The following is a 22590-nucleotide window of genomic DNA, read 5'->3' on the forward strand; positions in this document are numbered from 1 at the left end:
ACGAACGAACTCACTTCACCAGGACCAGCGACAGCCATGGGTAGATCGAGAGCAGGACCAGGAGGACGCAGGAGATGATGAAGAAGGGCAGCGTCACCAGGAACATCTTGCCCGGCTTGGCCCCCGTCACCGCGGCGGCGACGAAGAAGCACAGGCCGACCGGTGGCGAGAGCAGGCCGAGCACGAGGTTGACCACCACGACGACGCCGAAATGGCGCGGGTCGATATTGTAGACCTCGGTCGCGATCGGCAGCAGGATCGGCACCGTCATGATCAGGCCGGGAATGCCGTCGATCACCGTGCCGATGATCAGCAGGATGACGTTGACCAGCAGCATGAAGGTCACCGGATCCTTGGCGATCGCCTGGATCGAGGCGGCGACGGCCTGCGGGACCTTGCCGTAGACCAGCACCCAGGAAAACACTGCGGCTGCAGCGACGAGGAAGAGCACGATCGCCGAATAGACACCGGCGCGCAGCATCATCTGCGGCAGCTGCTCGAACTTGAATTCCTTGGTCCAGTAACGGCCGATCAAGGCCGCCGCCACCGAGCCGACAGCTGCCGCTTCCGTCGCATTGGCAAGGCCGCCGAGGATCGAGCCGACGATGACGATCGGGATCAGCAGGGTCGGCGCGGCGCCGAGCACGATCATGGCGCGCTCGCGCAGGGTCTTTTTCTCGCCGGCCGGGTAATTGTAGACGAAGCCCATCGCCGCGATGACGAGAAAGAACATCAGCGTCAGCAGGATTCCCGGCACGATGCCGGTGATCAGCATGTCGCTGACCGAGACCTGGGCGAGCACCGCATAGACGACGAACATCACCGAGGGCGGGATGATCGGGCCAAGCATGCCGCCATAGGCGGTCAGACCCGCGGCGAAGTCCTTGTCATAGCCCTTGCGCTCCATCTCCGGGACCATGACCTGCGCCATGATCGCGACCTGGGCTGTGGCCGAGCCGAGGATCGACGAGACGAACATGTTGGCGAGGATGTTGACATAGGCCAGCCCGCCGCGAAGCGAACCGACGAAGGCCATCGCCAGATCGACGATGCGGCGCGTGATGCCGCCGCCGTTCATGATCTCGCCGATCAGGACGAAGAGCGGGATGGCGATCAGGCCATAGCTGTCGACACCGCCGAACATCTGCAGCGGATAGTTCGGCAAAAGCTGCATATTGCTGGTCGCCGCCATGTAGACGAGCGCGCCGAGGCAGAGGCACAGCGCGATCGGCACGCCGGCCAGCATGATGCCGAAGAAGGCTCCAATCGTGATGGCCATCAGTTCACTACCCCGTCGGCATTGGCGGCGGCGAAGCCGGGCAGGTCCTGCTTCGCGACGAGGCCGAGATCCTCGAACAGATTGGCCAGCGCATGCAGCGTCATCGACACCGCGAAGAGCGGCATGATCATGTAGATCACCCAGGTCGGCCAGTTCAGGGTCTGGGTGCGCTCGGTGTAGATGAAGTTGAAGGACTGGCCGGCATATTCCCTGGCGTCGAAGCCTGCCTGGGCGATGCCGACCGGATCGAGCCAGAGCCAGCACATCACGCCGAGCGCGATGCCGAACAGGATGACGCCGAGGGTCGCGATCGCCTTGAAGATCGCGGCGCCGCGCTCCGAGAAGCGATCGGTCAGCATGGTCACCGCGAAGTCGAGGCGCATGCGCGTCATGGCGGAAGCGCCGATGAAGGTGAGCCAGACGACGCTGTAAACCGCGGATTCGTCGATCCAGTAGATCGGATGGCCAGTATAACGCGTGACGACGTTGAGCAGGATCAGCGCCGACAGCAGGAACATCAGCGCCTGGATGGCGCGATGCTCGACCCGGAGCAGGCCTCCGGACACAGCGACGATCGCCTCCGGCACGGCCATGGAGCGGCTTCTCGCCGCGACAGCTTGGTTGTTCATGCTTGCCTTCCCCTAGCCGCGTTGTAGATTGTATAAAATCTACGTGTCAATGGTTTTTGGCGCAGCGATCCACTACGGTGCAACCGATGTCCCCGCCCCTGAAGCACCGCACCCTCGCCTCCGCGATCGTCGACCGCCTCCGCCAGGAGATCCTCGACGGCAGCTATCCAGCCGGCTCGCAGTTGCGGCAGGACGCGCTGGCGCAGGCCTATGAGGTCAGCCGCATCCCGGTGCGCGAGGCGCTGTTCCAGCTCGAGGCGGAGGGTTTCGTCCGGATCGTGCCGCACAAGGGCGCGATCGTCTCGGGCCTGTCGCTGGACGAGATCAACGACGTCTTCGAGCTGCGCAAGCTCCTGGAGCCGCGCTTGCTGGCGAGTTCAGTACCGACACTGACGGAGCAGGATTTCGCGGCTGTCGCCGGGATGGAAGCTGCGTTCGAGGAGGCGATGACGGCGCGCGACATCAGCCGCTGGGGACTGCTCAACGCCGATTTTCATATGGCACTCTACGCTCGGGCGACGCAGCCGCGCACGCTCGCTATCGTGGCTGGGCTATTGCAGACGAGCGACCGCTATACGCGGCTGCAATTGCAGCGCAGTTCCTCGATCGAGCGGGCGCGGACCGAGCACAACGAGTTGATCCGGCTCTGCCGGACGGGAGCGATGAAGGAGGCCGGGCGACTGCTCGTCGACCATATCGAGCTGGTCCGGCGCGATCTGATCGCGTTTCTCAAGGAGCGCGGGAAGGGGTAAGGGTCTGCGCGCCAGACGGAACAGACGCGGGACCCCCTCTCCTGGAAGGAGAGGGGTAGGGGTGAGGTGTTCGGACTGAAAATGCTGGCTTGAACCTGACCGCGCGGTGAGCGCTCGCGGAGCTGGTCCAGGGGCCTACACCTCACCCTGCCCTCTCCTTACAGGAGAGGGTTCCCCGCGCATCACTCGTCAGGTCAGCTTGCCGCGCGCCGCCACCGGCAGCTCGCCGATGAGCTTGTCGCCGCGCACGGTCACCAGCCGGTCGACCATGTTGACGACGACGCAGACATGGTTCGGCACCACGCGCACGACCTCGCCGACATTGGGCCGCTCATTGCTGCCGGACAGGTCGAGGAAGCCGTGCTCCTCGGCGAACTGCGCGATCTTGGCCAAGGGGTATTCGAGGATATAGCCATGGCCCTCGAGATTGCCCTTGTCGCTGGTCAGCGTCTTCGAGCCGGAATCGAGGATGCCGCGCTCCGGCCCGGCCCGGCTGACCACCGTCGCGTAGACCGTCAGCGCGCAGTCCTCCAGCTCCGCCACCCCGGCTGCAATCTGCATACGGTCGTTGAAGATCGAGGTGCCCGAACGATGCTCGGTCGAGCCCTTGAGCTTGCCGATGTTGGGGATATTGGGCGAGCCGCCGGTCGAGATGATGCCGGCTTCGAGACCGGCCTCGCGCAGGCCGGCATTGGCGCTGTCGAGGAAATTCTGCGTCGCCGGCCAGCCGGTCTCGGGTGGGTACATCAGGAAACCGGCGAAGGTCAGGCCCTTGGAGGCGGCGATCTGCCTGGCGAGCTCGACCGCCTCGCCCGGGGTCTCGACGCCGGCGCGCTTGCGGCCGGTGTCGCACTCGACCACGACCTCGAGATTGCGCCCGGCGATCTCGGCCGCTTTGGGCAGGCCGGCGATCGTCACCGGATTGTCGGCGGCGACGATCACGCGGACGCGGCGCTGCAAGGCGCCAAGGCGTCCCAGCTTCTCCTCGCCCAGAATGTTGTAGCTGATCAGGATGTCGTCGATGCCGCCATCGGCCATGACCTCGGCCTCGCCGAGCTTCTGGCAGGTGATGCCACGTGCGCCGGCAGCGACCTGGAGCCGCGCCAGCTCGGGCGATTTATGCGTCTTGATGTGCGGGCGGTTGGCGACGCCGGCGGCGTCGCAGGCGGCCTGGAGCCTGGCTATGTTCGCCTCGACCTTATCGAGGTCGATGACGACGGCCGGCGTGCCGTAGACGCGGGCGATCTCTTCAGCGAGGGCGGTGGTCACGGCAGCACCCGCACGATGACTTCGATCTCGACCGTCATGTTATTGGGCAGCGAGCCCATGCCGACGGCGGAGCGGGCATGGCGGCCATTCTCGCCGAGCACGGCGACGAACAGGTCCGAGCAGCCATTGATGACCTTGGGGTGCTGGGCGAAGTCGGGCGCGGCATTGACCATGCCGAGCAGCTTCACGACCTCGATCTTGTCGAGCGAGCCGGCGGCCTTCTTCATCGCCGCGAGCAGGCCGAGCCCGGTCTGCTTGGCGTGCTCATAGGCCTCCTCGATCGAGACGCCAGCGCCGACCTTGCCGGTCGGATAGGTGCCGTCGGCGCGCTTCGGGCCCTGACCGGAGAGGTAGATGAAATCGCCGACGCGCTTGAAGCTGACATAGGTCGCGACCGGGGTCGGGACATCGGGCAGGGTCAGGCCCAATTCCCTAAGCTTGTCATCGGCGCTCATTGCGTTCTCCCATCGTCTTTCAAATCGCGGATCATGTAGCGGGCCGCATCGTCATAGCTCGCAAGCTTGCGGGCAAGGGCTTCGTCATGCGCCTCGCGAAAACCCTGGCGACGCCAGAAGCCGGCCGAGCTGCCGACGGCAACGAGCGCCATGCGGGCAAAGCCAGAGGCACGGGCATGCGCCGCCAGCAGATCGACGCACGCCGAAGCGGCGCCACCGCCGCGCGCGGTCGGCAGCAAAGCGAGGTCATGGATGTAGTAGGCGTCGGCATCATCAGGCAGCGCGCCGAGCAGGCTGTCGAGCGCCGGAACCTGGCCGAGCCGCCAGGGATGACTCAGCACATAGCCGCCGAGCCCCTCCCCGCCCGCCAGCGCGAGGCAGCCGGCCGGATGCAGCGCGAGCCGCTCAGTGAAGACCGCCTCGCTCTCCGGGTAGTCCGGATGGACCTGCGCCGCCGCAGCCATCACGGCCGGCAGGTCAATGGCAGCCATGGGGCGCCAGGAGGGGGGAATCGTTTCAGGCATGAAGTCAGCGGCTTCTCTAGACGTGTCGTCCCGGGCGACCGCAGGGAGACCCGGGACCCATGCCTGAACCTTAATCGGAAAGGCTCCGGAATGGGTCCCGGATCGGCGCCGCTGCGCGGCTTGTCCGGGACGACTCGCGTTTGGATAAGCGGTTTACAAAACCGCTATGCCTCGACCTTCCTGAACTTGTTGCTGCGCTTGGGGTGCCACCAGGCGCCCTTCAGCACGACGCCCTCGGAGACGATCTTGCGATCGCCGACCAGGTGCTCGCCGACGACGTCGACATAATCGAACTTGCCTTCCTTGACGGTGAGCACGGTCGCGTCGCCGAGCGAGCCGACCTTGAGCGAGCCGTATTCCGTCCGCTTCAGCGCCATCGCCGCATTCACGGTCGAGGCGGCGATGACGTTGTTCAGGCTCATGCCCATGCAGAGGAACTTCGACATGGTGGTGACCTGGTCATAGGCCGGGCCGTCGATGCAGAGCTTGTGCACGTCGGAAGAGATCACGTCCGGTTCGAAGCCGTTGGCGAGCATGGCGCGCGTCGTCTTGAACGAGAACGAGCCCTTGCCGTGGCCGATGTCGAAGATGACGCCGCGCTTGCGGGCGGCGAGCACCTCGGGCTTCACCGTGCCCTGCGCGGTCGACGGCGCATTCGGGAACGGGCGGAAGGCGTGGGTCAGCACGTCGCCCGGCCGCAGCATGGCGATGACTTCCTCATAGGACGGCGGCGGATGGTCGATATGGCACATCAGCGGCATGCCGACCTCGTTGGCGACCTGCAGCGCAATGTTGAGCGGCACGGTGCCGGAGGTGCCCGAAGCATGCAGGCCGACGCGGACCTTGATGCCGACGATCAGGTCGCGGTTCTTGTCGGCGACCTCGACGCAGTCGATCGGGTTCATCAGGCGCAGATCGCCGCTCTCGCCGACCATGACGCGGTGGTCGAAACCGTAGATGCCGGCATGCGAGACGTGGAGATAGGCGAGGATGCGCGCCTGGCTCTTCTCGATCACATGCTTGCGGAAGCCCGGCCAATTGCCGGGCCCGGCCGAGCCGGTGTCGACCGAGGTGGTGACGCCCGAGGCGCGGCAGAACTCGTCGGCGTCGATGCCGAGCGAGGTGCCGCCCCAGTAGACATGGGTGTGCAGGTCGATCAGGCCGGGCGTTACGATATAGCCGGAGACGTCGCGGATCTCCTTGGCCCCCTTCAGATCCTTGCCAAAGCCCGAGACCTTGCCATCCGTGAAGGCGACATCGAGGACGCCGTCATGCTTCTGCGACGGGTCGATCACCCGCCCGCCCTTGAGGATGAGATCGTGGGTCATGACTGCTCCTTGGGAAACCGGGCGGGCGGCAGCGTCGCGTTCAGGCGAAGCTGGCCGTCGCGCCCTTCTGGATAATAGAGAAGGCTTTGGCGAAGTGGTTATGCAGCTCAGGAATATAGAGCTGCGAGATGGACGGGTCCTGCATGGGAATATATTTCGCGCCGCCATCGCGCGCGTCTGCGCCACTCAGGTAAGCGGGCAGGCCGCGCCCCTTGAAGGCGTCGAGGCGGTCGTCGAGACGGGCGATCACCAGCGAACCGCAATCGCCCCATTCATAGGGAATCGCGAAGTAGAGCTTGGCGGCATAGGCGAGCCGCGACGAGCCGACCATGTTGGAATAGCGCTGGATCGTCCCCTGCCGCCGTGCTGCCTGCTTCACCTTGAGGAAGACTTCATATTCGGCCCACCAGCCTCCCGCTGCAGCGCGCATCGGGTCCGATGCGAAGCGGGAGGAGTCGCAGAAGCGAAAATAGTACTGTCCGACGCTGAGATGGATGCGCTGGACATGCGACATGCCGCCGTTCTGCGGGCCGCCCGAGAGCCCTCGCGCAGCCGCGTCGTGCTGGGCCAGTTTGGGTGGAAAGAAGCAGTCCTTGTTCAGGGGATCGGGGGACACAGCATCACTCCTGTCGAGGCGCCGCGTCTGTCGGCTCGACGAGCGCACGCGGCATCGACGAGCCCTTGGCCAGATCAGAGTCGGTTCTCGCCCGCGCCATGGGAATGTGGCGCATGCGCCGACTGCGTTCACGCGATCACCGCGCCCTTGCGCTCGACGATCATGCCGTAGGCTTGAGGTTCGCGATGCCTCGCGAAGTTGAAGGTCGAGTTCCTGTAGCTGTTGCCGAGGTCGAGATCGCAGCGCGCGACGACGAGTTCGTCGTCTTCGGTCACCGCCTGCGCCACCACCTCACCGGTCGGGGCGATGATGCAGGAGCCGCCGATCTGGTCGACGCCGGCTTCCAGCCCGGCCTTGGCGACGCCGACGACCCAGGTCGCGTTCTGATAGGCGCCGGCCTGCATGACGAGCTGGTTGTGGAAATTGCCGAGCCGGTCATGGTCCGGCGCCGGCGGGTTATGCTTGGGCGTGTTGTAGCCGAGCACGATCATCTCGACGCCCTGCAAGCCCATGACCCGATAGCTCTCGGGCCAGCGCCGGTCGTTGCAGATCATCATGCCGAGCCGGCCGCCCATGGTTTCCCAGACCGGCCAGCCGAGATTGCCGGTCTCGAAATAGCGCTTCTCGAGATTCTGGAAGACGGCGTCCGGCCGATGCTCGGGATGCCCCGGCAGATGGATCTTGCGGTATTTGCCGACGATCTTGCCGGCCTTGTCGACCAATATCGCGGTGTTGAAGCGGCGCTTGCGGCCGTCCTCGAAGGCAAGCTCGGGATAGCCGAGATGGAAACCGATGCCGAGCCGCTCGGCTTCGGCGAAGAGCGGCGCCGTCTCGTTCGAGGGCATGGCGCTTTCGAAATAGCCGTCGATCTCGGCGTCATCGTCCATCCACCAATGCGGAAAGAAGGCGGTGAGAGCCGCCTCGGGATAGACGACGAGATCGCAGCCATTCGATTTCGCCTGCCGCATCAACTCGATCATGCGCGCGACCGCCGAAGCACGGCTCTCCTCACGCTGGATCGGCCCGAGCTGGGCTGCGCCGACGGTCAGAATGCGAGGCATGGCAAGGCTCCTGCTGTGCTTGGTCATTTTACCGAGGGCTGCCGCCGGAGACGCACGGCGGTATCCTTGTGCGCCATTGCGCGGTTACGGCTGCGACAATACCGTCGAGCGTTTCCTCTGGGCTCGGTCCGGACCCGCCGGCCGCGGCTGCCGAGGCAGCATCGAGCTGCGGATCTAAGCCATGGCCACGTTCAATGTCGTCCGCTTCCGCATCAAGCCGGGACGCGAGCACGAATTTCTCAATGCCCATCGCGAGGGCAAGGCCAACTGGCCGGGCCTCGCGCGGGGGCACATCATCAAGACCGGCGACCAGACCTATTGCCTGATCGGCGAATGGGCCGACCTCGCCGCACTGAAAGGCGCGCGCGACCAGATGATCGCGACGCTCAACAGCTTCCGCGATACGCTCGAGGACCTCGGCGGCAATCTCGGCGTCACCGATGCGGTGTCCGGAGATGTGGTCGTGGACCTGCGCGCTTAAGCCCCCGCAGCCGGCCTCATCACGGAAAGCGACGGCATCGCCGCGCGAACGAACTCGCCCGGATGCGGGCGAGTTCGATGTTCGGATCGGGCTTTCACGAGGCCCGACGACAACGCATGACATGACGCCAAGCCGCTTTCAGATGCCCTTGGCCAGCCGCGGATCGAGCGAGTCGCGCAGACCGTCGCCAAGCAGGTTCACGGCAAGCACCGTGATCGACAGGAACACGGCCGGGAAGAAGACGATGTGCGGCCTGACCTGCCAGAGCGCCCTGCCCTCGGCCATGATGTTGCCCCAGGACGGCGTCGCCGGCGGCACGCCCGCGCCGATGAAGGACAGGATCGCCTCGATGATCATGGCGCTGGCGCAGATATAGGTCGCCTGCACCGTCATCGGCGCGATCGTGTTGGGCAGGATGTGCTTCCAGATGATGCGCGGCACGCTGGCGCCGTTCGAGATCGCCGCCTCGACATAGGGCTGCTCGCGCAGGGAGAGCACGACTGATCGCACCAGGCGGGCGACGCGCGGGATCTCGGCGATGGTGATGGCGACGATGACGTTGCCCACCGAGCCGCGCGTCAGGGCCATCAGAGCGATGGCGAGCAGGATCGGCGGGATCGACATCATGCCGTCGATGACGCGCATGACGATGCCGTCGGCCCAGCGGATGAAGCCGGAGAACAGCCCGACCGCAAGGCCGGCGACGGAGGCCAGGATCGCGACCGAGAAGCCGACGATCAGCGAGACGCGCGCGCCATAGACGACACGCGAATAGATGTCGCGGCCGAGCATGTCGGTGCCGAACCAATACAGTTCGGACGGCACGCGGGTGCGCCGCGCCGTCGAAATCGCCGTCGGATCGACCGTAAAGAGCAATGGCGCGAAGACGGCGATGAAGACCATCAGCAACAGGAGGAAACCGCCGATCGCGACCGAAGGGTGCTTGCGCAGATAGGAGCGCCTGGGCGGCTTGAACTCCGCGCCGATTTCATCCGCCAGGGGCAGTGGAGCAGCTGGAGCGGTCAATAGCGTATCCTCGGGTCGACGAGGGTGTAGATCAGGTCGACGGCCAGGTTCACCAGCACGTAGACGAAGGAGAAGATCAGCACGACGCCCTGGATCACGGGATAGTCGCGCCGCAGGATCGCATCGAGCGTCAGGCGGCCGAGCCCCGGAATGGCGAAAACGCTCTCGGTGACGACGGCGCCGCCGATCAGCAGCGCCACGCCGATGCCGATGATGGTGATGACTGGAACCGCGGCATTCTTGAGCGCGTGCAGGAAGAGGACGTTGTTCTGCGCGAGCCCCTTGGAACGAGCCGTGCGGATATAGTCCTGCTGCAGGACCTCGAGCATGGTGGCGCGGGTGATGCGCGCGATCAGCGCGATATAGACCGTGCCGAGCGTGATCGAGGGCAGGATCAGGTTCTTGAACCAGGGCCAGACACCCTGCGCGATCGGCGTGTAGCCCTGCACCGGCACCCAGTCGAGCTTGAGCGCGAAGACATAGGCGAGCAGGTAGCCGATCACGAAGACCGGCACCGAGAAGCCGAACACCGCGAAGCCGACGACGGCGCGATCGACCCAGGTGCCGGCCTTCCAGGCCGCGACGACGCCGAGCGGCACGGCGATCACCACCGCGAAGATCAGCGTCAGCACCATCAGCGACAGCGTCGGCTCGATGCGCTGGGCGATCAATTGGGTCACCGGCAGCGAGGTGAAGATCGAAGTGCCGAGATCGCCCTGCAGCACCCGGAAGAACCATTCGCCGAAGCGGATCAGATAGGGCCGGTCAAGGCCCAGGCTCTGGCGGATGCGCTCGACGTCGGCGGGCGAGGCCTGGTCGCCGGCGATCACGGCCGCCGGATCGCCCGGCGCGATATAGAGAAGCGAGAAGACGAACAGCGCCACGAAAGCCATGACGGGGATCGTCGTGATGATACGTCTGATGATGAATGCGAGCATCGAAACCCTGAGTTGCCGCTGCTGGCGCCGGACCGATCAGGACCTTAAGTCCCGGCAGGCCCGGCGGGCTTGATCTGGGCCCGGCCCCGACAAAAAGCCGGGACACGGGCCTGCTCGGTCTCAGGCCTTGGCCACGCCCCAGAAGAAGGGCAGCGGACCGCTGGTCACGCCGGTGACGTTCTTCCGCCAGGCCTGGTAGCCGAGATAGAAGCCGGTTGGCGCATAGACGACGTTCTCGACGGCGGCCTTGTTGAGGCGGTCCATCGCCGCCTTCTCCTCGGCCTGATCCTTGGCGTTGAACCAGTTGGTGACCTCGGCCTCGACCGCCGGCACGTCCGGCCAGCCGAACCAGGCCTTGTCGGCATTGGCGCGGATCGCGGTGTAGGAGGACGGGTTGATGCAGTCCGCGCCCGCATGCCAGGTGTGGAACATGCTCCAGCCACCCTGGCTCGGCGGGGTCTTCTGGGCGCGCCTTGCGCCGACCGTACCCCAGTCGGTGGCGACGAAATCGACCTTCAGGCCGATGCTCTTCAGCAATTCAGCCGTGACGTCGCCCATCGCCTTGGTCGCCGACATGTCCTGCGCCACGACGCAGATCACCGGCTCGCCATTGTAGCCGGACTCGGCGATGAGCTTCTTGGCGGCCGCGACGTTCTTCATCTTCAGCATGTCGCCGCCGGCTTCGGTGTAGAGCGGCGTGCCGGGGGTGAAGAAGCCGGGCAGCGGCCTCCAGAGCTTGTCGTCGTCACCGACGATCGCTCGCATGAAGTCTTCCTGGTTCATCGCCGTCAGCACCGCCTGGCGCACCTTCAGATTGTTGAAGGGCGGGTGCAGGTGGTTCATGCGGAAGGCGCCGATATTGCCGAGTGGGTCGCCGATATCGACATTGATGTTGGCATTGCCTTTGAGGACCGGCACGAGGTCGGAGAGCGGGGTCTCCCACCAGTCGACCTCGCCGCTCTGCAGCGCCGCGGCGGCGGTCGCGGCGTCGGGGATGATCACCCACTCGATCCGGTCGACCAGCATGTTCTTGCCGCCGGCCAGCCAGTCGGCCTTCTCGGAGCGCGGCACGTAGTCGGTAAACTTCTCGAAGACGGCCTTGGCGCCCGGCACCCATTCATTGCGGGCGAACTTCATCGGTCCGGAACCGACATATTCGGTGATCTGCGTGAACGGATCGGTCTTGGCGATGCGCTCGGGCATGATGAAGGAGCACGGCGCATTGTTCTTGGCGAGCGCCAGCAGCATCTTCGGGAAGGGCTGCTTCAGCTTCCATGTCCAGGTGCGATCGTCGACCGCGGCGAGCTCGTTCTCGATCGCCTTGATCATCAGGCCCATCGGGTCGCGGGCCTGCCAGCGCTTCAGGCTCTGCACCACGTCCTTGGCGAGGACCGGCGTGCCGTCATGGAATTTGAGGCCGGAGCGCAGCTTGAAGGTCCAGGTCAGGCCATCGGAGGAAACCTCCTCGCCCTCGACCATCTGGCGCTGCGGCTGGAACTTCGAATCGATGCCGTAGAGCGTGTCCCAGACCAGTGCGGCGGCGTTGCGGACGACGTATTGCGTCCCCCAGATCGGGTCGAAATTGGCGAGGTTCGCCTGCGGCACGAAGCGCAGCGTCTTGGCGGCGGCGCCCTGCGAGAGCGCCGGCATGGCGAGGCCGCCGGTCGCAGCCAGGACACCGGTCCCGGCGGCGGTCTTCAGAAAATTCCTGCGGTCCATCGCAATGCTCTCCCCTGGAACGGCGACCTCTGATCGGGCGACCTTGCCTAGAGTGTGGGCAGAAAAATCCGCCGCTGACAACACGCTTGAAGGGCCGCTGACGACAGAAAGCGCCGTGCAGGGTTCGTGCCAGACGGAACCGGTTTGCGCCTCACGACATCGTTTGCAAACAAACGACGCATGAAGCGACCCCGCCACCGCAGAAAATTGCGCTCAGAAAACTAAATCGATTTGATCGGAGCGTCGACGCGCGCGAAGGGATGTACCGCCTCAAAGGCCGCGGCCGCTTGCATCACCAGCGCATCATTGCCGAAGGCGCCGATGATCTGCAGGCTTGCCGGCAATCCGGCAGAGGTCAGCCCGCAGGGCACGGCGGCGGCTGGCTGCTGCGTGATGTTGAACGGGTAGGTCAGCGGCGTCCAACGCGTCCAATCCTCGCCATAGCGGCCATGCTCGGGCGTGTTGCGGCCCACAGAGAAGGCAGGCAGCGGCAGTGTCGGCGACAGCAGGAGATCGAAGCGCTCGTGGAACTGCGCCATCTGATAGGCGAGCGCATTGCGCTGATACAAAAGGGCATCGACATAGGTCGCGCTCTCGATCCGCTCTCCCATCTCGGCGACAGCGACGAGCCCGGGATCCATCTGCGCGCGCCCCGCCGCATCGGTGCTGCGCAGTGCCAGCGCCGCGCCGGCTGACCACAGTGTCATCAGCGTCGCAATCGGGTCGTCGAAGCCAGGATCGACCTCCTCGACCGTGGCGCCGAGCTCGCGGAAGGTGAGCGCCGCCGCATGCGTCAGCGCCGCGATCTCCGGATCGACCAGGGCATCCCCGCCGAGACGGGGCGACCAGGCGATGCGCAGGCCGCGCACGCCGCGATCGAGCCCGGCCGTGAAATCGGGCGGCATGTCCGTGAAGGCGGTCATGTCGCGCGCATCGGGCCGGCCGATCGCGTTCATGGCGAGGGCGGAATCGCGCACGGTGCGGGTCAGCGGGCCGAGATGGGCGAGGAAGCCCATCACCGAGGCCGGCCAGGCCGGCACGCGGCCATAGGTCGGCTTCAGGCCGAAGACGCCGCAGAAGGCGGCGGGGATGCGCACCGAACCGGCGCCGTCGGTGCCGAGATGGATGCAGCCGAGATTGAGTGCGGCGGCGACGGCCGCGCCCGAGGAGGAGCCGCCCGGGCCGGTCGAGACATCCCAGGGATTGCGGGTGATGCCGGAGAAAGGCGAATCGCCGACGCCCTTCCAGCCATATTCCGGCATGGTCGTCTTGCCGAGGAAGACGCAGCCGGCCTCGCGCAGCCGCGCCGTCGCCGGAGCGTCCTGCTGGAACGGTGCGTCGGAGGCGAGCGCCGAGCCACGCCGCATCGGCCAGCCGGCGACGCCGAGATTGTCCTTAATCGTCACCGGCACGCCGTCGAGCGGGCCGAGCGCCTCGCCTTTCAGCCAGCGCGCCTCGGCAGCCTGCGCCATGGCGAGCGTCACGGGCTCGTCACGCACGACGAAGGCGTTCACCTCAGGCTCGAAGCGCTCGATGCGGGCGAGCGCGTCCCGGGCGACCTCGACCGGCGACAGCTCCCGCGCAGCATAGAGGCCGCCGAGCTCGGCGGCGGACAGCGAAGCGATGGTGGTCATTGATTGAATCCCCGTCAGGCGTTGGCGGCGCGCCAGGCGGCGCTGAGCAGGACATTGGCGCCGGCGACCATGTCGTCGTCGCTGCTGAGTTCGGCCGGGTTATGCGAGAGGCCGCCGATCGAGGGGATGAAGACCATCGCCGTCGGGCAGAGCCGCGACATCATCTGCGCATCGTGGCCGGCGCCGGAGATCATCCGGCGGATCGGCAGGCCGAACTCGGCGGCGCTCGCCTCGACGCTGGCGATCAGCTCCTCTGCGAAGGGCGTCGCCGGGAAGCGGGCGAGATCGCGGAAGCTGATGGCGATGTCGTCGCGCGCCGAGAGTTCGGCGCAGAACTTGCGGACCGCTGCCTCCGCCTCGGCCAAAGGTGCGTCCTGCGGATTGCGCAGGTCGAGCGTCATCACCACGGTCTCGGGCACGACGTTGACGTTGCCGGGTTTGACGCGGATCACGCCCGAATTGGCGAGCTGGCCGGGGATCGTCTTGGTCAGCTCGTTGGCAAAGATGTTGATCCGCGCGGCGGCGAGGCCGGGGTCCTTGCGATAGCGCATCGGCGTGGTGCCGGCATGGCTCGGCCTACCCGTCAGGGTCAGCTCGAGCCAGCAGATCGCCTGGATGCCGGTGACGGCGCCGAGACCGCCGCCTTCACTCTCCAGCACCGGCCCCTGCTCGATATGCAGTTCGAGATAGGCATGCGCCGGCAGGAAGCCGGGCTGCTCCGGGCCGTGATAGCCGATGCGGTTCAGTTCGCTGCCGAGCACGGCGCCATCGGCGTCGAGCTCGGCATGGGCGGCCGCAACGCTCATCCCGCCGGCCCAGACATAGGAGCCGAGCATGTCGGGATGGAAGCGCGCGCCCTCCTCATTGGTGAAGGCGATCACCGCCATGTCGCGTTTCGGGGTCACTCCGGCATCACGCAAAGCCGCCAGCACCTCGACGCCGCCGATCACGCCGAGCGCGCCGTCGAAGCGGCCGCCGGTGCCGACCGTGTCGATATGCGAGCCCATGATCACCGCCGGCCCGTCCTCCTGGCCCTTGAGGATGCCGACGATGTTGCCGATCGCATCGACGCGGACATCGAGGCCGAGCGCCTTCAACTCGCCGACCAGCCAGTCGCGCCCCTCTCTGTCCTCATCGGTCAGCGCGAGCCGCCTGCAGCCACCTTCCGGCGTCGCCCCGATCCGCGACAGGGCCGCCAGCCGCGAGAGCAGGCGCTCCCCGTCGATCCGCAGATTGGTGCTCATCGCGTCGGCTCTCCATAGGCAGGCATGAGATCGGTTCTGCTGCCCAGCAGGCCGGAACCGGCGCCAGCGCGCAAGAGGCAGAGTGGGCGACGCGACGCGGGCCGGCAGCGCGCCACGCGCAGAACGCGGCCCGGACCGGCGCCTCCTGGGCTGTGAAGGAGCAATCTGCCCAGATAAAAGGCACTCATGTCGCAGATCGCTCTTCCCTACCGGTCGGCGAGCCCCTGGCTCACTGAGGTCAAAGCCATGCTGGCGCTGAGCTGGCCGATGGTCCTGACCAATGTCGCGCAAACGGCGATGACGGCGACCGATGTGGTGATGATGGGCCATCTCGGCCCGGACTCGCTCGCCGCCGGCGCGCTCGCCTCCAATCTCTACATGGCCTTCCTGATCTTCGGCATCGGCGTGATGGCCGCCGTCGCGCCGATGGTCGCGATCGAGCTCGGACGGAACCGGCATTCGGTCCGGGATGTGCGCCGCACGGTGCGCCAGGGATTCTGGGTGGCAGCGACCATGGCGGGGCCGATGTGGCTCCTCCTCTGGCAGGCCGAGACGATCCTCACGGCGATGGGCCAGAGTCCGGCGCTGGCGCAAGCCGCCGCCTCCTATCTGCACACCCTGCAATGGGGTCTGCTGCCGTTCTATTGCTATCTCGTCCTGCGCGGTTTTCTCGCGGCGCTGCAGCGGCCGTTCTGGGTCTTCGTGACCGTGCTCTTCGCGGTCGTCTTCAACGCCTTCGCCAACTGGGTGCTGATGTTCGGGCGGCTCGGCTTCCCGGCACTCGGCCTTCCCGGCTCGGGGCTGGCGACGGCGCTGGCCTCGACCCTGATGTTCGCAGGCTTGGCAATCGTGGTCTCGCTCGACCGGCGCTTCCGGCGCTACCACCTGTTCGGCCGCTTCTGGCGGCCGGACTGGAGCCGCTACCGCGCCTTCTGGCGGATGGGCCTACCGATCGGCACGACGGTCGGCTTCGAGGTCTGGATCTTCAACGGCGCCGCCTTCCTGATGGGATTGCTCGGTCCGACCTCACTGGCCGCCCATGCGATCGCGATCCAGATCGCCTCGCTCTGCTTCATGGTGCCGATGGGCATCGGCCAGGCCGGAACCGTCAGGGTCGGGCGCGCCTTCGGGGCCGGTGACAGCGAGGGCATCGCCCGGGCCGGCGCGACGGCGCTCGCGCTCGCCACGGCCTTCATGTGCTTCACCGCCCTGCTGATGCTGCTGATCCCGCACTGGCTGGTCGTGCCATTCCTCGACGCCAGCAAGCCGCGCGCCGCCGAGGTGGCACAGCTCGCCGTGCTGTTCCTGTTCTATGCGGCGATCTTTCAGGTCGTCGATGGCGTGCAAGTGGTCGGCGTCTCGATCCTGCGCGGCCTGCGCGACACGCGCGTGCCGATGCTCTTCGCCGGCCTCGGCTACTGGGGAATCGGCCTGCCGCTCTCGGCCGCGCTCGGCTTCTGGACATCGCTCGCCGGCGTCGGCATCTGGATCGGTCTCGCAACCGGCCTGGCGATCGTCGCCGCGCTGATGCTTGCACGCTGGTTCGCGCGCGAGCGGCTCGGCCTGACCAAAGCGGCCGGCGAGCAAGCCTCCTAGATTCAACGGCTTCTTATTTGCAAGAATCCGGTAACTCTGGGTTGCGCTTCCACGTGAATTGGCAGAGGATTTCCGAAACGATCCCTCATGCTGCAATGCTGAAGGGAGAAGGTCGTGACGCCGCAGGATATCGCGCTGGTCCGGTCAAGCTTTGCGCAGCTGCATCGGCGCAAGATCGAGACGGCGTGCCTGTTCTACGAGCGGCTGTTCACCACGACGCCCAGCGCGCGGGCCCTCTTCAAGACTGATATCGAGACCCAGGCGGCCAAGCTGATGGAAACGCTGATGGTCGCGCTCGCCATGCTGAATGATCCGGCCGGCCTCGATGCCCTGCTCAAGCGCCTGGGCGAGCGTCATCACGGTTACGGTGTACAGCCCGAGCATTACGAGGCCGTCGGCAAGGCCCTGCTCTGGACTCTGGAGACCTCGCTGGGCCCCGCCTTCACGGCCCAGACCCGGGCGGCCTGGACCGAGCTCTACGGCCAGATAGCTGAAACCATGCTTTCCGCCACCGCGCCGAGCCGGCGCTCGGCTTAAGCCCGCTCAGAACTCTTCCCAGCCATCGTCGCTGTCGCGGCCGTTTGCGGCCTTGCGGGCCGGCGCTTTCGGCTCCCGGCGTGGCGCGGCCTTGCTCTGGGCGAAGGCGGCCTCGGCGAGCTGGCGCAGGCGCTCGGGCTCGGGTGCCTGGCCGCTGGCGCGATCGGTCGGGCCAGCCGGGTGCGGCGCCGCGCTGATGGGGCGTGCAGGAGCCCGCAGGGCGGTCCTGGCGGCAGAGCGCGTGCCGGGGCTGCCAGAGGCCGCTCCGGTCGCCAGGACGCCGCTGCTGCCATTCCCGGTGCGGAAGCTGGCGACCAGCGTGTTGAGTTCGCCGATGCGGCCGGAGAGCGCCCCGGCCGATGCGGCGCTCTGTTCGGCCAGCGCCGCATTGGCCTGCGTCATCTCGTCGAGATGGGCGACCGCCTGGCTCATCTCGTCGATGCCATGCGCCTGCTCGGCCGAGGCCGCCGAGATCTCCTGGATCGTGCCGGTGACCTTCTGCGAGGCGGCGAGGATCTTCTCGAGCGAGTCCCCGGCCCGGCGCACCAGCCGCACGCCCTGTTCGACCTCGGCATTGGACGAGGAGATCAGCCCGGAAATGTCCTTGGCCGCCTCGCCCGAGCGCTGGGCGAGGGTGCGCACTTCGCTCGCGACCACGGCAAAGCCCTTGCCGGCATCGCCGGCCCTTGCCGCTTCCACCGCCGCATTGAGCGCCAGCAGGTTGGTCTGGAAGGCGATGTCGTCGATCACCCGGATGATGTCGGAGATCTTGCGCGAGGCCTCCTCGATGCGGGCCATGGCGCTGACCGCCTCGCCGGCGATGGCGCCGCCATCCTGGGCCGCCTTCATCGCCTCCTCGGCGACCGCAGCCGCCTGGCGCGCGCCTTGCGCCGAAGCCTTCACCGAGGCGGCGAGCTCCTCGGTCGTCGCCGCCGTCTCCTCCAGCGAGGAGGCCTGCTCCTCGGTCCGCTTCGACAGGTCGTCGGCGCCCATATTGATCTCGCGCGCCGCGATGCCGACATCCGACGCCGTCGCCTGGATCGTCGACACCGTCGATGACAGCCGCGCGATCGTCTCGTTGACCGCCTCCTTGAGCTCGGCGAAGCGCCCACTATAGGCCGTCGGCACTTGCCGGGTCAGGTCCCCTGCCGCCAGCGCGTTCAGCACCTCGACGAACTCGGTCGTCGCCGAATCGACGACGGCATTGATCTCATTGATCCCGGCGACGAGCTTCTGCATCTGCTCGTCGGCATCCTCGACCTGCAGCCGCGCCGAGAAGTCACCCGCAGCCGCAGCCGCGACCACCTCGCCGACATCGGAGACGATAACGGCCATCGCATCGGCCGAGCGGATTCGATCTGCCGCGGTGGCGCGCTCCTGCTCCTGCAGCAGCGCGACCTGTTCGGTACTCTGACGGAGGACCGCCACTGACCGGGCCATGTCGCCGATCTCGTCCTGCCGCTTCGTATGCGGGACCGCGATATCGGTCTCTCCCGCCGTCAGGCGGCTCATGCTGCCGCTCAGGTCGAGCAGCGGCCGGGTGATCGAGCGCTGCGCGAACAGAATGGCAGCGGCGATCGAAGCCAGCAGCGCCGCGAGCAACACGACAGGAAGAATCCACTGGATCTGGCGCGTGAAGTCGGCAGCTTCGGCCGCGAGCCGGTTCCCGACCTCCTCATTGCGCTTGCCGAACGCGACGAGCTGGTCGTTCAGAGCCTTGCGGTTGACGCGGTTCTCGTCGTTGTTGCCCTGCTGGTTGGCGGCCGCGGTCGAAACCTCGCGACCGAGGCGAATCAACTCGCCACGGAAGGTGATGAACTCCTCAACCGATTTCTGCAGCTTGAGCGCGGTCTCACGCTCCTGTACCGGCACCAGCGCGACCAGATCGGCGGCGAGCTTGCGCATCACCGGGAAGCGCGCCTCCTTCGGCTTGGCGAAGGCCTCCGCCTCCTTGGCGTCCTTCGACATGTAGATGCCGCGGGAATCCATCACCACAGCGAAGACCTGCGTGTTGAGCCGCTCGGTGAGCAATGCGATCTCGCCCTGAACGTCGGAACGCGCGTTGAGGTCTCCGGAACGCGACAGAGCGTAGAGGCTCAGGACCGCGGACAGGATCGCGCCGGCGGCGACGATTCCCAGCATCGCCAGCACTTTGAAGCGGATCGATTTCATATTCTTGCTCGTGCTCTTGCACGGTCGAAAGGCTGACCGGCACTTAAACGTTCGGCATGACCAGGCACCGAAGCCGACAAGGCTTAAAAAGCTTTGCCAGCAGTGGTTAAGAGCCGTTTAAGACAGGGCCCTTCCCTTGGGAAACCGATGCAAAATGCAGCAACTCTTCTCTTTTTCGCTGTATATCTGAGCAGCCACCTACACAGGGTAGCACCTCGCCCGGCATGCAAAGACAGCATGTCGCACTGTGGCATTCGAGCCACGCTGTGCGTCGGCCACAATTTCGCCGCATACTTTTCACCCCGACGCCACGCAGGGCCGTGAAGTGGAAGGGGTCAGCCGGCGAGAATTCATTGGAACTTGTCGGCATTTCGCCTGTTGTCGCTGCCAGCCGCCGCCCAATTCAAGAGTTCTAGAGATGCCCTCCCTGCCCGATGCTTCCGCCACCTGCTCCCGCCGCCGTTTCCTGACGATGGCCTCGGCGTTCGTCCCCGTCGGCCTGGCCGGATGCATCACCGGTCCGCAGCAGCCCTACGAGGCGCGCACGCCGGTCCATCAGAACGCCGCCTTCCTGTCGATGTATGATGAGCGTCCCGACGAGCGCCATCCGCTGCCGGCGACCGACATCGACGAAGTCGACACGCGCTTCCTGCGTCAGGAGGTCAACTACCGGACCCCCGAAGTGCCGGGCACGATCGTGGTCGACACCTCGGCGCGCTATCTCTACCTGGTCCGCGAGAATGGCCGCGCCATTCGCTACGGCATCGGCGTCGGCAAGCAGGGCATGTCCTGGCGCGGCCGCGCCAACGTCGCCCGCAAGGCGGAATGGCCGCGCTGGACGCCGACCGCGGCGATGATCGCCCGCGAGCCGGAGCGCAACGCGCGCTGGGCGGGCGGCATGGCCGGCGGGATCGAGAACCCGCTCGGCGCGCGCGCCCTCTATCTCTACCAGGGCAATCGCGACACCCTCTACCGCATCCACGGCACGAGCGAGCCCTGGTCGATCGGCAAGGCCGTGTCCTCCGGCTGCATCCGCCTGTTCAACCAGGACATCATCGACCTTCACAGCCGCGTCCCGACCGGAACGCCGGTGGTCGTGCTGAACCGCAATCCGATCGGGGAACCCGAGCTCGACGAGACCGACGCTCCCCTGCCGCCGGACGACATCTGAGGGTTCGCAGCCGGCCCGCCCGGCCTGCTTCATCAGAAGGGCGGCCGGCTCATCCGACCCCGGATGGCCACTGACGACGAATGAAGCGCCTGCATGTCCGCAGGCGCTTCATCGTGCGAGATCGAGGACGCCTCGCGGCCGCCAGATTCGCCAGGTGCGCCACATGGTTCAGAAGTCGATAGCGGTGAAGATCAGGTTGGCGGCGGAAATCTCCGCGAGGGAAACACCCACGATCAGGACGGCCGCATCCTCGAAGCCATCGAGCGTGACCAGGACGCCCGCCTCCGTGTCGCGCGAGGCGGCCAGGAAATCATCATAGTCGCGGATCGAGGCGATATCGCCGTTGGCGTCGATGAGGAAACTCAGGACGTCCCCTTCCGCAGCGTCGAAATCGACGACGCGATCGACGCTGCTGGGAGTGTCGTAGCTGACGCTCCAATGGAACACGTCGGCGCCATCGCCGCCGATCAGCTCGTCGGTTCCCGGCTGACCGACCAGCCGGTCATCGCCCGCGCCGCCGCTCAGCCGATCGTCGCCAAAGCCGCCGATCAGCTCGTCGTTGCCGCCCCGTCCTTCCAGAAGGTCGTTGCCGCCGTTCGCGGAAAAACGGTCACTGCCATCGGAGCCGCGCAAAGTGTCGTCATAAGCCCCGCTTTCGAGCTCGAAATTCTCGATGCTGGCATAGGTCGGCCCACCAGGAATCCAGCCCTGCGTCGCGTCGAAGTCGAGCGGGCCGGGCAGATCGCCCAGGCCGAACAGGAGCAGGTCATTGCCTGCCCCGCCATTGACGGTGTCGTTGGCATCCGCGCGGATCCAGTCGTCTCCGGCGCCGCCATTGATCGTCGCGGCCTCGTCGGTGCCGCGCTGCGAGAAATGCGTGATCCTGTCATTGCCGTCGCCGCCGTCGATGACGTCGCTGCCTTCCCAGCTTCCGATGGTGTCGTCGCCGGCCCCGCCCTTGAGGATGTCGTCGCCGGCACCGCCGTCCATCGTGTCGTTATCGGCGCCGCCATTCAGATAGTCGTTGCCGGAACCTCCCTGGAGGGAATCGAGGCCGTCGCCGCCGAACAGCACATCGTCGCCGTCATCGCCCGACAAATTGTCATAGCTGGCTCCGCCAGTGATCCAGTCATTGCCGGCTCCGCCTGTCAGGGTGTCCACGCCCTCCCCGCCATGCAGCTCGTCATCGCCTGAGCCGCCGGAGAGCTCGTCGGCACCGTCTCCACCCTCGATGCGATCGTCACCTGCTCCGGTACTGGCGATGAGACGATCGAGATCGCCGGCACTCACTCTGTCGTTGCCGGCGCCGGTGGTGACGACCGCCCACTCCATATCCTGGAAGACGATGTGCTGGGCAGTCGCGGGCTCGCTGCCGATCGTGCCATGGCCGCTCGCGCCATCGAAGATCACGTCGTCCGTGGCCGAGGAGGCATCAAGGAAGAATGCATCGTAACCGGCGCCGCCATCGATCGCGCCGCCCGTTCCGACCAGGATCAGCCGGTCGAAACCATCGCCGCCATAGAGGTGGTCATAGCCGCTGGCGCTCCTGACGACATCATTGCCCGCTCCGGCATCGACGATATCGTCTCCAACGCCGCCATCGATGTCGTCATCGCCGGCAAGGCCCCAGATGCGGTCCGCATCGCTTGTCCCACGGAGCGTGTCGCGTCCAACCGTTCCCACGATTTCGGCCATGAGCTCACTCCCTCTCATTCAGCTTCCGAAAATCCAAAGTAAATAAACAAACACCTTTTATCAACATGATGACAAGCGCCATTGCTTGTAAATATTATTGTAATTCTTCTATTTATTTGAAGGCTGATTTGCACAAGAAATAGATCGATAGTCAAAATAACCTTTAAACTTAGGCAAGTGCGGCAGCCGAGCCGATTTCGACAGCCGTTTCGCATGACGTCGCCCGAGTTTTGCCCGGCATCGAGTGACCGGTGGTCACGCTGCGCGCAAAGGAGGTGCACCGTCTTTCCCGGCTCGCCACGGCCATCCGCCAACCGTCGGTTCGAGACTTCCCGACAGACAGAGGAAAACCGCAGCCAATGCCGTCCCTGCCTTCGACACAAGCTAAGGCAAACTTAGAATATCTCATTGTTATGATTGGTGATTTTTTCCTATCTTTACGAACTTGAAACTCGCGGGGCGCA

20 protein-coding genes are annotated in these 22590 nt (G+C 66.0%); 5 read left to right on the plus strand and 15 right to left on the minus strand.

Features of this window, described 5'->3' with window-relative positions:
* Positions 1-10: 10 nt before the first annotated feature.
* Positions 11-1279 (minus strand): TRAP transporter large permease, encoded by a 1269-nt coding sequence (locus ACWIGM_RS11415; protein ID WP_454026053.1) that lies wholly within the window; start codon positions 1277-1279, stop codon positions 11-13.
* A complete protein-coding gene (locus ACWIGM_RS11420) occupies positions 1279-1908 on the minus strand; it encodes a TRAP transporter small permease (RefSeq protein ID WP_454026054.1) in 630 nt (209 codons plus the stop codon). Before ACWIGM_RS11420 ends, ACWIGM_RS11415 begins: the two co-directional genes overlap by 1 nt.
* Positions 1909-1994: 86 nt before the next feature.
* Here ACWIGM_RS11420 and ACWIGM_RS11425 point away from each other — a divergent pair, with 86 nt between their 5' ends.
* A complete protein-coding gene (locus ACWIGM_RS11425) occupies positions 1995-2660 on the plus strand; it encodes a GntR family transcriptional regulator (protein ID WP_454026055.1) in 666 nt (221 codons plus the stop codon).
* Between the two features lie 189 nt (positions 2661-2849).
* On the opposite strand, the gene ACWIGM_RS11430 is transcribed toward ACWIGM_RS11425, so the two are convergent.
* The 6 genes from ACWIGM_RS11430 to ACWIGM_RS11455 all read right to left on the minus strand — a co-directional run bounded on the left by ACWIGM_RS11430 (position 2850) and on the right by ACWIGM_RS11455 (position 7913).
* Entirely contained in the window at positions 2850-3929 is a 1080-nt protein-coding gene (locus tag ACWIGM_RS11430; protein ID WP_454026056.1) for an alanine racemase, read from the minus strand.
* The gene (locus ACWIGM_RS11435) at positions 3926-4384 is read right to left on the minus strand and encodes a RidA family protein (protein WP_454026057.1); all 459 of its coding nucleotides are present in this window, start codon (positions 4382-4384) and stop codon (positions 3926-3928) included. Before ACWIGM_RS11435 ends, ACWIGM_RS11430 begins: the two co-directional genes overlap by 4 nt.
* A complete protein-coding gene (locus ACWIGM_RS11440; protein ID WP_454026058.1) occupies positions 4381-4875 on the minus strand; it encodes a GNAT family N-acetyltransferase in 495 nt (164 codons plus the stop codon). Before ACWIGM_RS11440 ends, ACWIGM_RS11435 begins: the two co-directional genes overlap by 4 nt.
* A gap of 197 nt (positions 4876-5072) precedes the next feature.
* The gene (locus ACWIGM_RS11445; RefSeq protein WP_454026059.1) at positions 5073-6236 is read right to left on the minus strand and encodes an amidohydrolase/deacetylase family metallohydrolase; all 1164 of its coding nucleotides are present in this window, start codon (positions 6234-6236) and stop codon (positions 5073-5075) included.
* A 40-nt stretch (positions 6237-6276) separates the two neighbouring features.
* On the minus strand, positions 6277-6852 hold the full coding sequence (locus ACWIGM_RS11450) for a hypothetical protein (protein WP_454026060.1): 576 nt from the start codon (positions 6850-6852) through the stop codon (positions 6277-6279).
* Between the two features lie 128 nt (positions 6853-6980).
* A complete protein-coding gene (locus ACWIGM_RS11455; RefSeq protein ID WP_454026061.1) occupies positions 6981-7913 on the minus strand; it encodes an N-carbamoyl-D-amino-acid hydrolase in 933 nt (310 codons plus the stop codon).
* A 181-nt stretch (positions 7914-8094) separates the two neighbouring features.
* On the opposite strand from ACWIGM_RS11455, the gene ACWIGM_RS11460 reads away from it, so the two are divergent.
* Complete coding sequence (locus ACWIGM_RS11460; protein WP_454026062.1) at positions 8095-8394, plus strand: antibiotic biosynthesis monooxygenase; 300 nt, start codon at positions 8095-8097, stop codon at positions 8392-8394.
* A 138-nt stretch (positions 8395-8532) separates the two neighbouring features.
* On the opposite strand, the gene ACWIGM_RS11465 is transcribed toward ACWIGM_RS11460, so the two are convergent.
* The 5 genes from ACWIGM_RS11465 to ACWIGM_RS11485 form a co-directional block, all read right to left on the minus strand.
* Positions 8533-9399, minus strand: coding sequence for an ABC transporter permease (locus tag ACWIGM_RS11465; protein ID WP_454026980.1), 867 nt, complete (start codon positions 9397-9399; stop codon positions 8533-8535).
* A gap of 17 nt (positions 9400-9416) precedes the next feature.
* Positions 9417-10358: an ABC transporter permease gene (locus ACWIGM_RS11470; RefSeq protein WP_454026063.1), complete on the minus strand. Its 942-nt coding sequence runs from the start codon at positions 10356-10358 to the stop codon at positions 9417-9419.
* 120 nt (positions 10359-10478) lie between these two features.
* A complete protein-coding gene (locus tag ACWIGM_RS11475; protein WP_454026064.1) occupies positions 10479-12077 on the minus strand; it encodes an ABC transporter substrate-binding protein in 1599 nt (532 codons plus the stop codon).
* A gap of 221 nt (positions 12078-12298) precedes the next feature.
* A complete protein-coding gene (locus tag ACWIGM_RS11480; protein WP_454026065.1) occupies positions 12299-13711 on the minus strand; it encodes an amidase in 1413 nt (470 codons plus the stop codon).
* Positions 13712-13725: 14 nt separating this feature from the next.
* A complete protein-coding gene (locus ACWIGM_RS11485; RefSeq protein ID WP_454026066.1) occupies positions 13726-14955 on the minus strand; it encodes a M20 family metallo-hydrolase in 1230 nt (409 codons plus the stop codon).
* Positions 14956-15141: 186 nt separating this feature from the next.
* On the opposite strand from ACWIGM_RS11485, the gene ACWIGM_RS11490 reads away from it, so the two are divergent.
* Positions 15142-16551: an MATE family efflux transporter gene (locus tag ACWIGM_RS11490; protein WP_454026067.1), complete on the plus strand. Its 1410-nt coding sequence runs from the start codon at positions 15142-15144 to the stop codon at positions 16549-16551.
* A 114-nt stretch (positions 16552-16665) separates the two neighbouring features.
* Entirely contained in the window at positions 16666-17088 is a 423-nt protein-coding gene (locus ACWIGM_RS11495) for a globin family protein (protein WP_454026068.1), read from the plus strand.
* Positions 17089-17094: 6 nt separating this feature from the next.
* Here the strand turns inward: ACWIGM_RS11495 and ACWIGM_RS11500 are convergent, their stop codons facing one another.
* Positions 17095-19260, minus strand: coding sequence for a methyl-accepting chemotaxis protein (locus ACWIGM_RS11500; protein ID WP_454026069.1), 2166 nt, complete (start codon positions 19258-19260; stop codon positions 17095-17097).
* 472 nt (positions 19261-19732) lie between these two features.
* Here ACWIGM_RS11500 and ACWIGM_RS11505 point away from each other — a divergent pair, with 472 nt between their 5' ends.
* The gene (locus ACWIGM_RS11505) at positions 19733-20431 is read left to right on the plus strand and encodes a L,D-transpeptidase (RefSeq protein ID WP_454026981.1); all 699 of its coding nucleotides are present in this window, start codon (positions 19733-19735) and stop codon (positions 20429-20431) included.
* A 168-nt stretch (positions 20432-20599) separates the two neighbouring features.
* Here the strand turns inward: ACWIGM_RS11505 and ACWIGM_RS11510 are convergent, their stop codons facing one another.
* Entirely contained in the window at positions 20600-22126 is a 1527-nt protein-coding gene (locus tag ACWIGM_RS11510) for a calcium-binding protein (protein WP_454026070.1), read from the minus strand.
* Between the last annotated feature and the right edge of the window lie 464 nt (positions 22127-22590).

It is taken from the genome of Allobosea sp. NPDC055332, assembly GCF_053645455.1.

Excerpts from the sequence above, each read along its gene's own strand:
- ACWIGM_RS11415 (WP_454026053.1), bottom strand. The coding sequence starts at position 1,279 with ATGGCCATCACGATTGGAGCCTTCTTCGGCATCATGCTGGCCGGCGTG.
- ACWIGM_RS11420 (WP_454026054.1), bottom strand. The coding sequence starts at position 1,908 with ATGAACAACCAAGCTGTCGCGGCGAGAAGCCGCTCCATGGCCGTGCCG.
- ACWIGM_RS11425 (WP_454026055.1), top strand. The coding sequence starts at position 1,995 with ATGTCCCCGCCCCTGAAGCACCGCACCCTCGCCTCCGCGATCGTCGAC.
- ACWIGM_RS11435 (WP_454026057.1), bottom strand. The coding sequence starts at position 4,384 with ATGAGCGCCGATGACAAGCTTAGGGAATTGGGCCTGACCCTGCCCGAT.
- ACWIGM_RS11440 (WP_454026058.1), bottom strand. The coding sequence starts at position 4,875 with ATGGCTGCCATTGACCTGCCGGCCGTGATGGCTGCGGCGGCGCAGGTC.
- ACWIGM_RS11445 (WP_454026059.1), bottom strand. The coding sequence starts at position 6,236 with ATGACCCACGATCTCATCCTCAAGGGCGGGCGGGTGATCGACCCGTCG.
- ACWIGM_RS11455 (WP_454026061.1), bottom strand. The coding sequence starts at position 7,913 with ATGCCTCGCATTCTGACCGTCGGCGCAGCCCAGCTCGGGCCGATCCAG.
- ACWIGM_RS11460 (WP_454026062.1), top strand. The coding sequence starts at position 8,095 with ATGGCCACGTTCAATGTCGTCCGCTTCCGCATCAAGCCGGGACGCGAG.
- ACWIGM_RS11470 (WP_454026063.1), bottom strand. The coding sequence starts at position 10,358 with ATGCTCGCATTCATCATCAGACGTATCATCACGACGATCCCCGTCATG.
- ACWIGM_RS11475 (WP_454026064.1), bottom strand. The coding sequence starts at position 12,077 with ATGGACCGCAGGAATTTTCTGAAGACCGCCGCCGGGACCGGTGTCCTG.
- ACWIGM_RS11480 (WP_454026065.1), bottom strand. The coding sequence starts at position 13,711 with ATGACCACCATCGCTTCGCTGTCCGCCGCCGAGCTCGGCGGCCTCTAT.
- ACWIGM_RS11485 (WP_454026066.1), bottom strand. The coding sequence starts at position 14,955 with ATGAGCACCAATCTGCGGATCGACGGGGAGCGCCTGCTCTCGCGGCTG.
- ACWIGM_RS11490 (WP_454026067.1), top strand. The coding sequence starts at position 15,142 with ATGTCGCAGATCGCTCTTCCCTACCGGTCGGCGAGCCCCTGGCTCACT.
- ACWIGM_RS11500 (WP_454026069.1), bottom strand. The coding sequence starts at position 19,260 with ATGAAATCGATCCGCTTCAAAGTGCTGGCGATGCTGGGAATCGTCGCC.
- ACWIGM_RS11505 (WP_454026981.1), top strand. The coding sequence starts at position 19,733 with ATGGCCTCGGCGTTCGTCCCCGTCGGCCTGGCCGGATGCATCACCGGT.
- ACWIGM_RS11510 (WP_454026070.1), bottom strand. The coding sequence starts at position 22,126 with ATGGCCGAAATCGTGGGAACGGTTGGACGCGACACGCTCCGTGGGACA.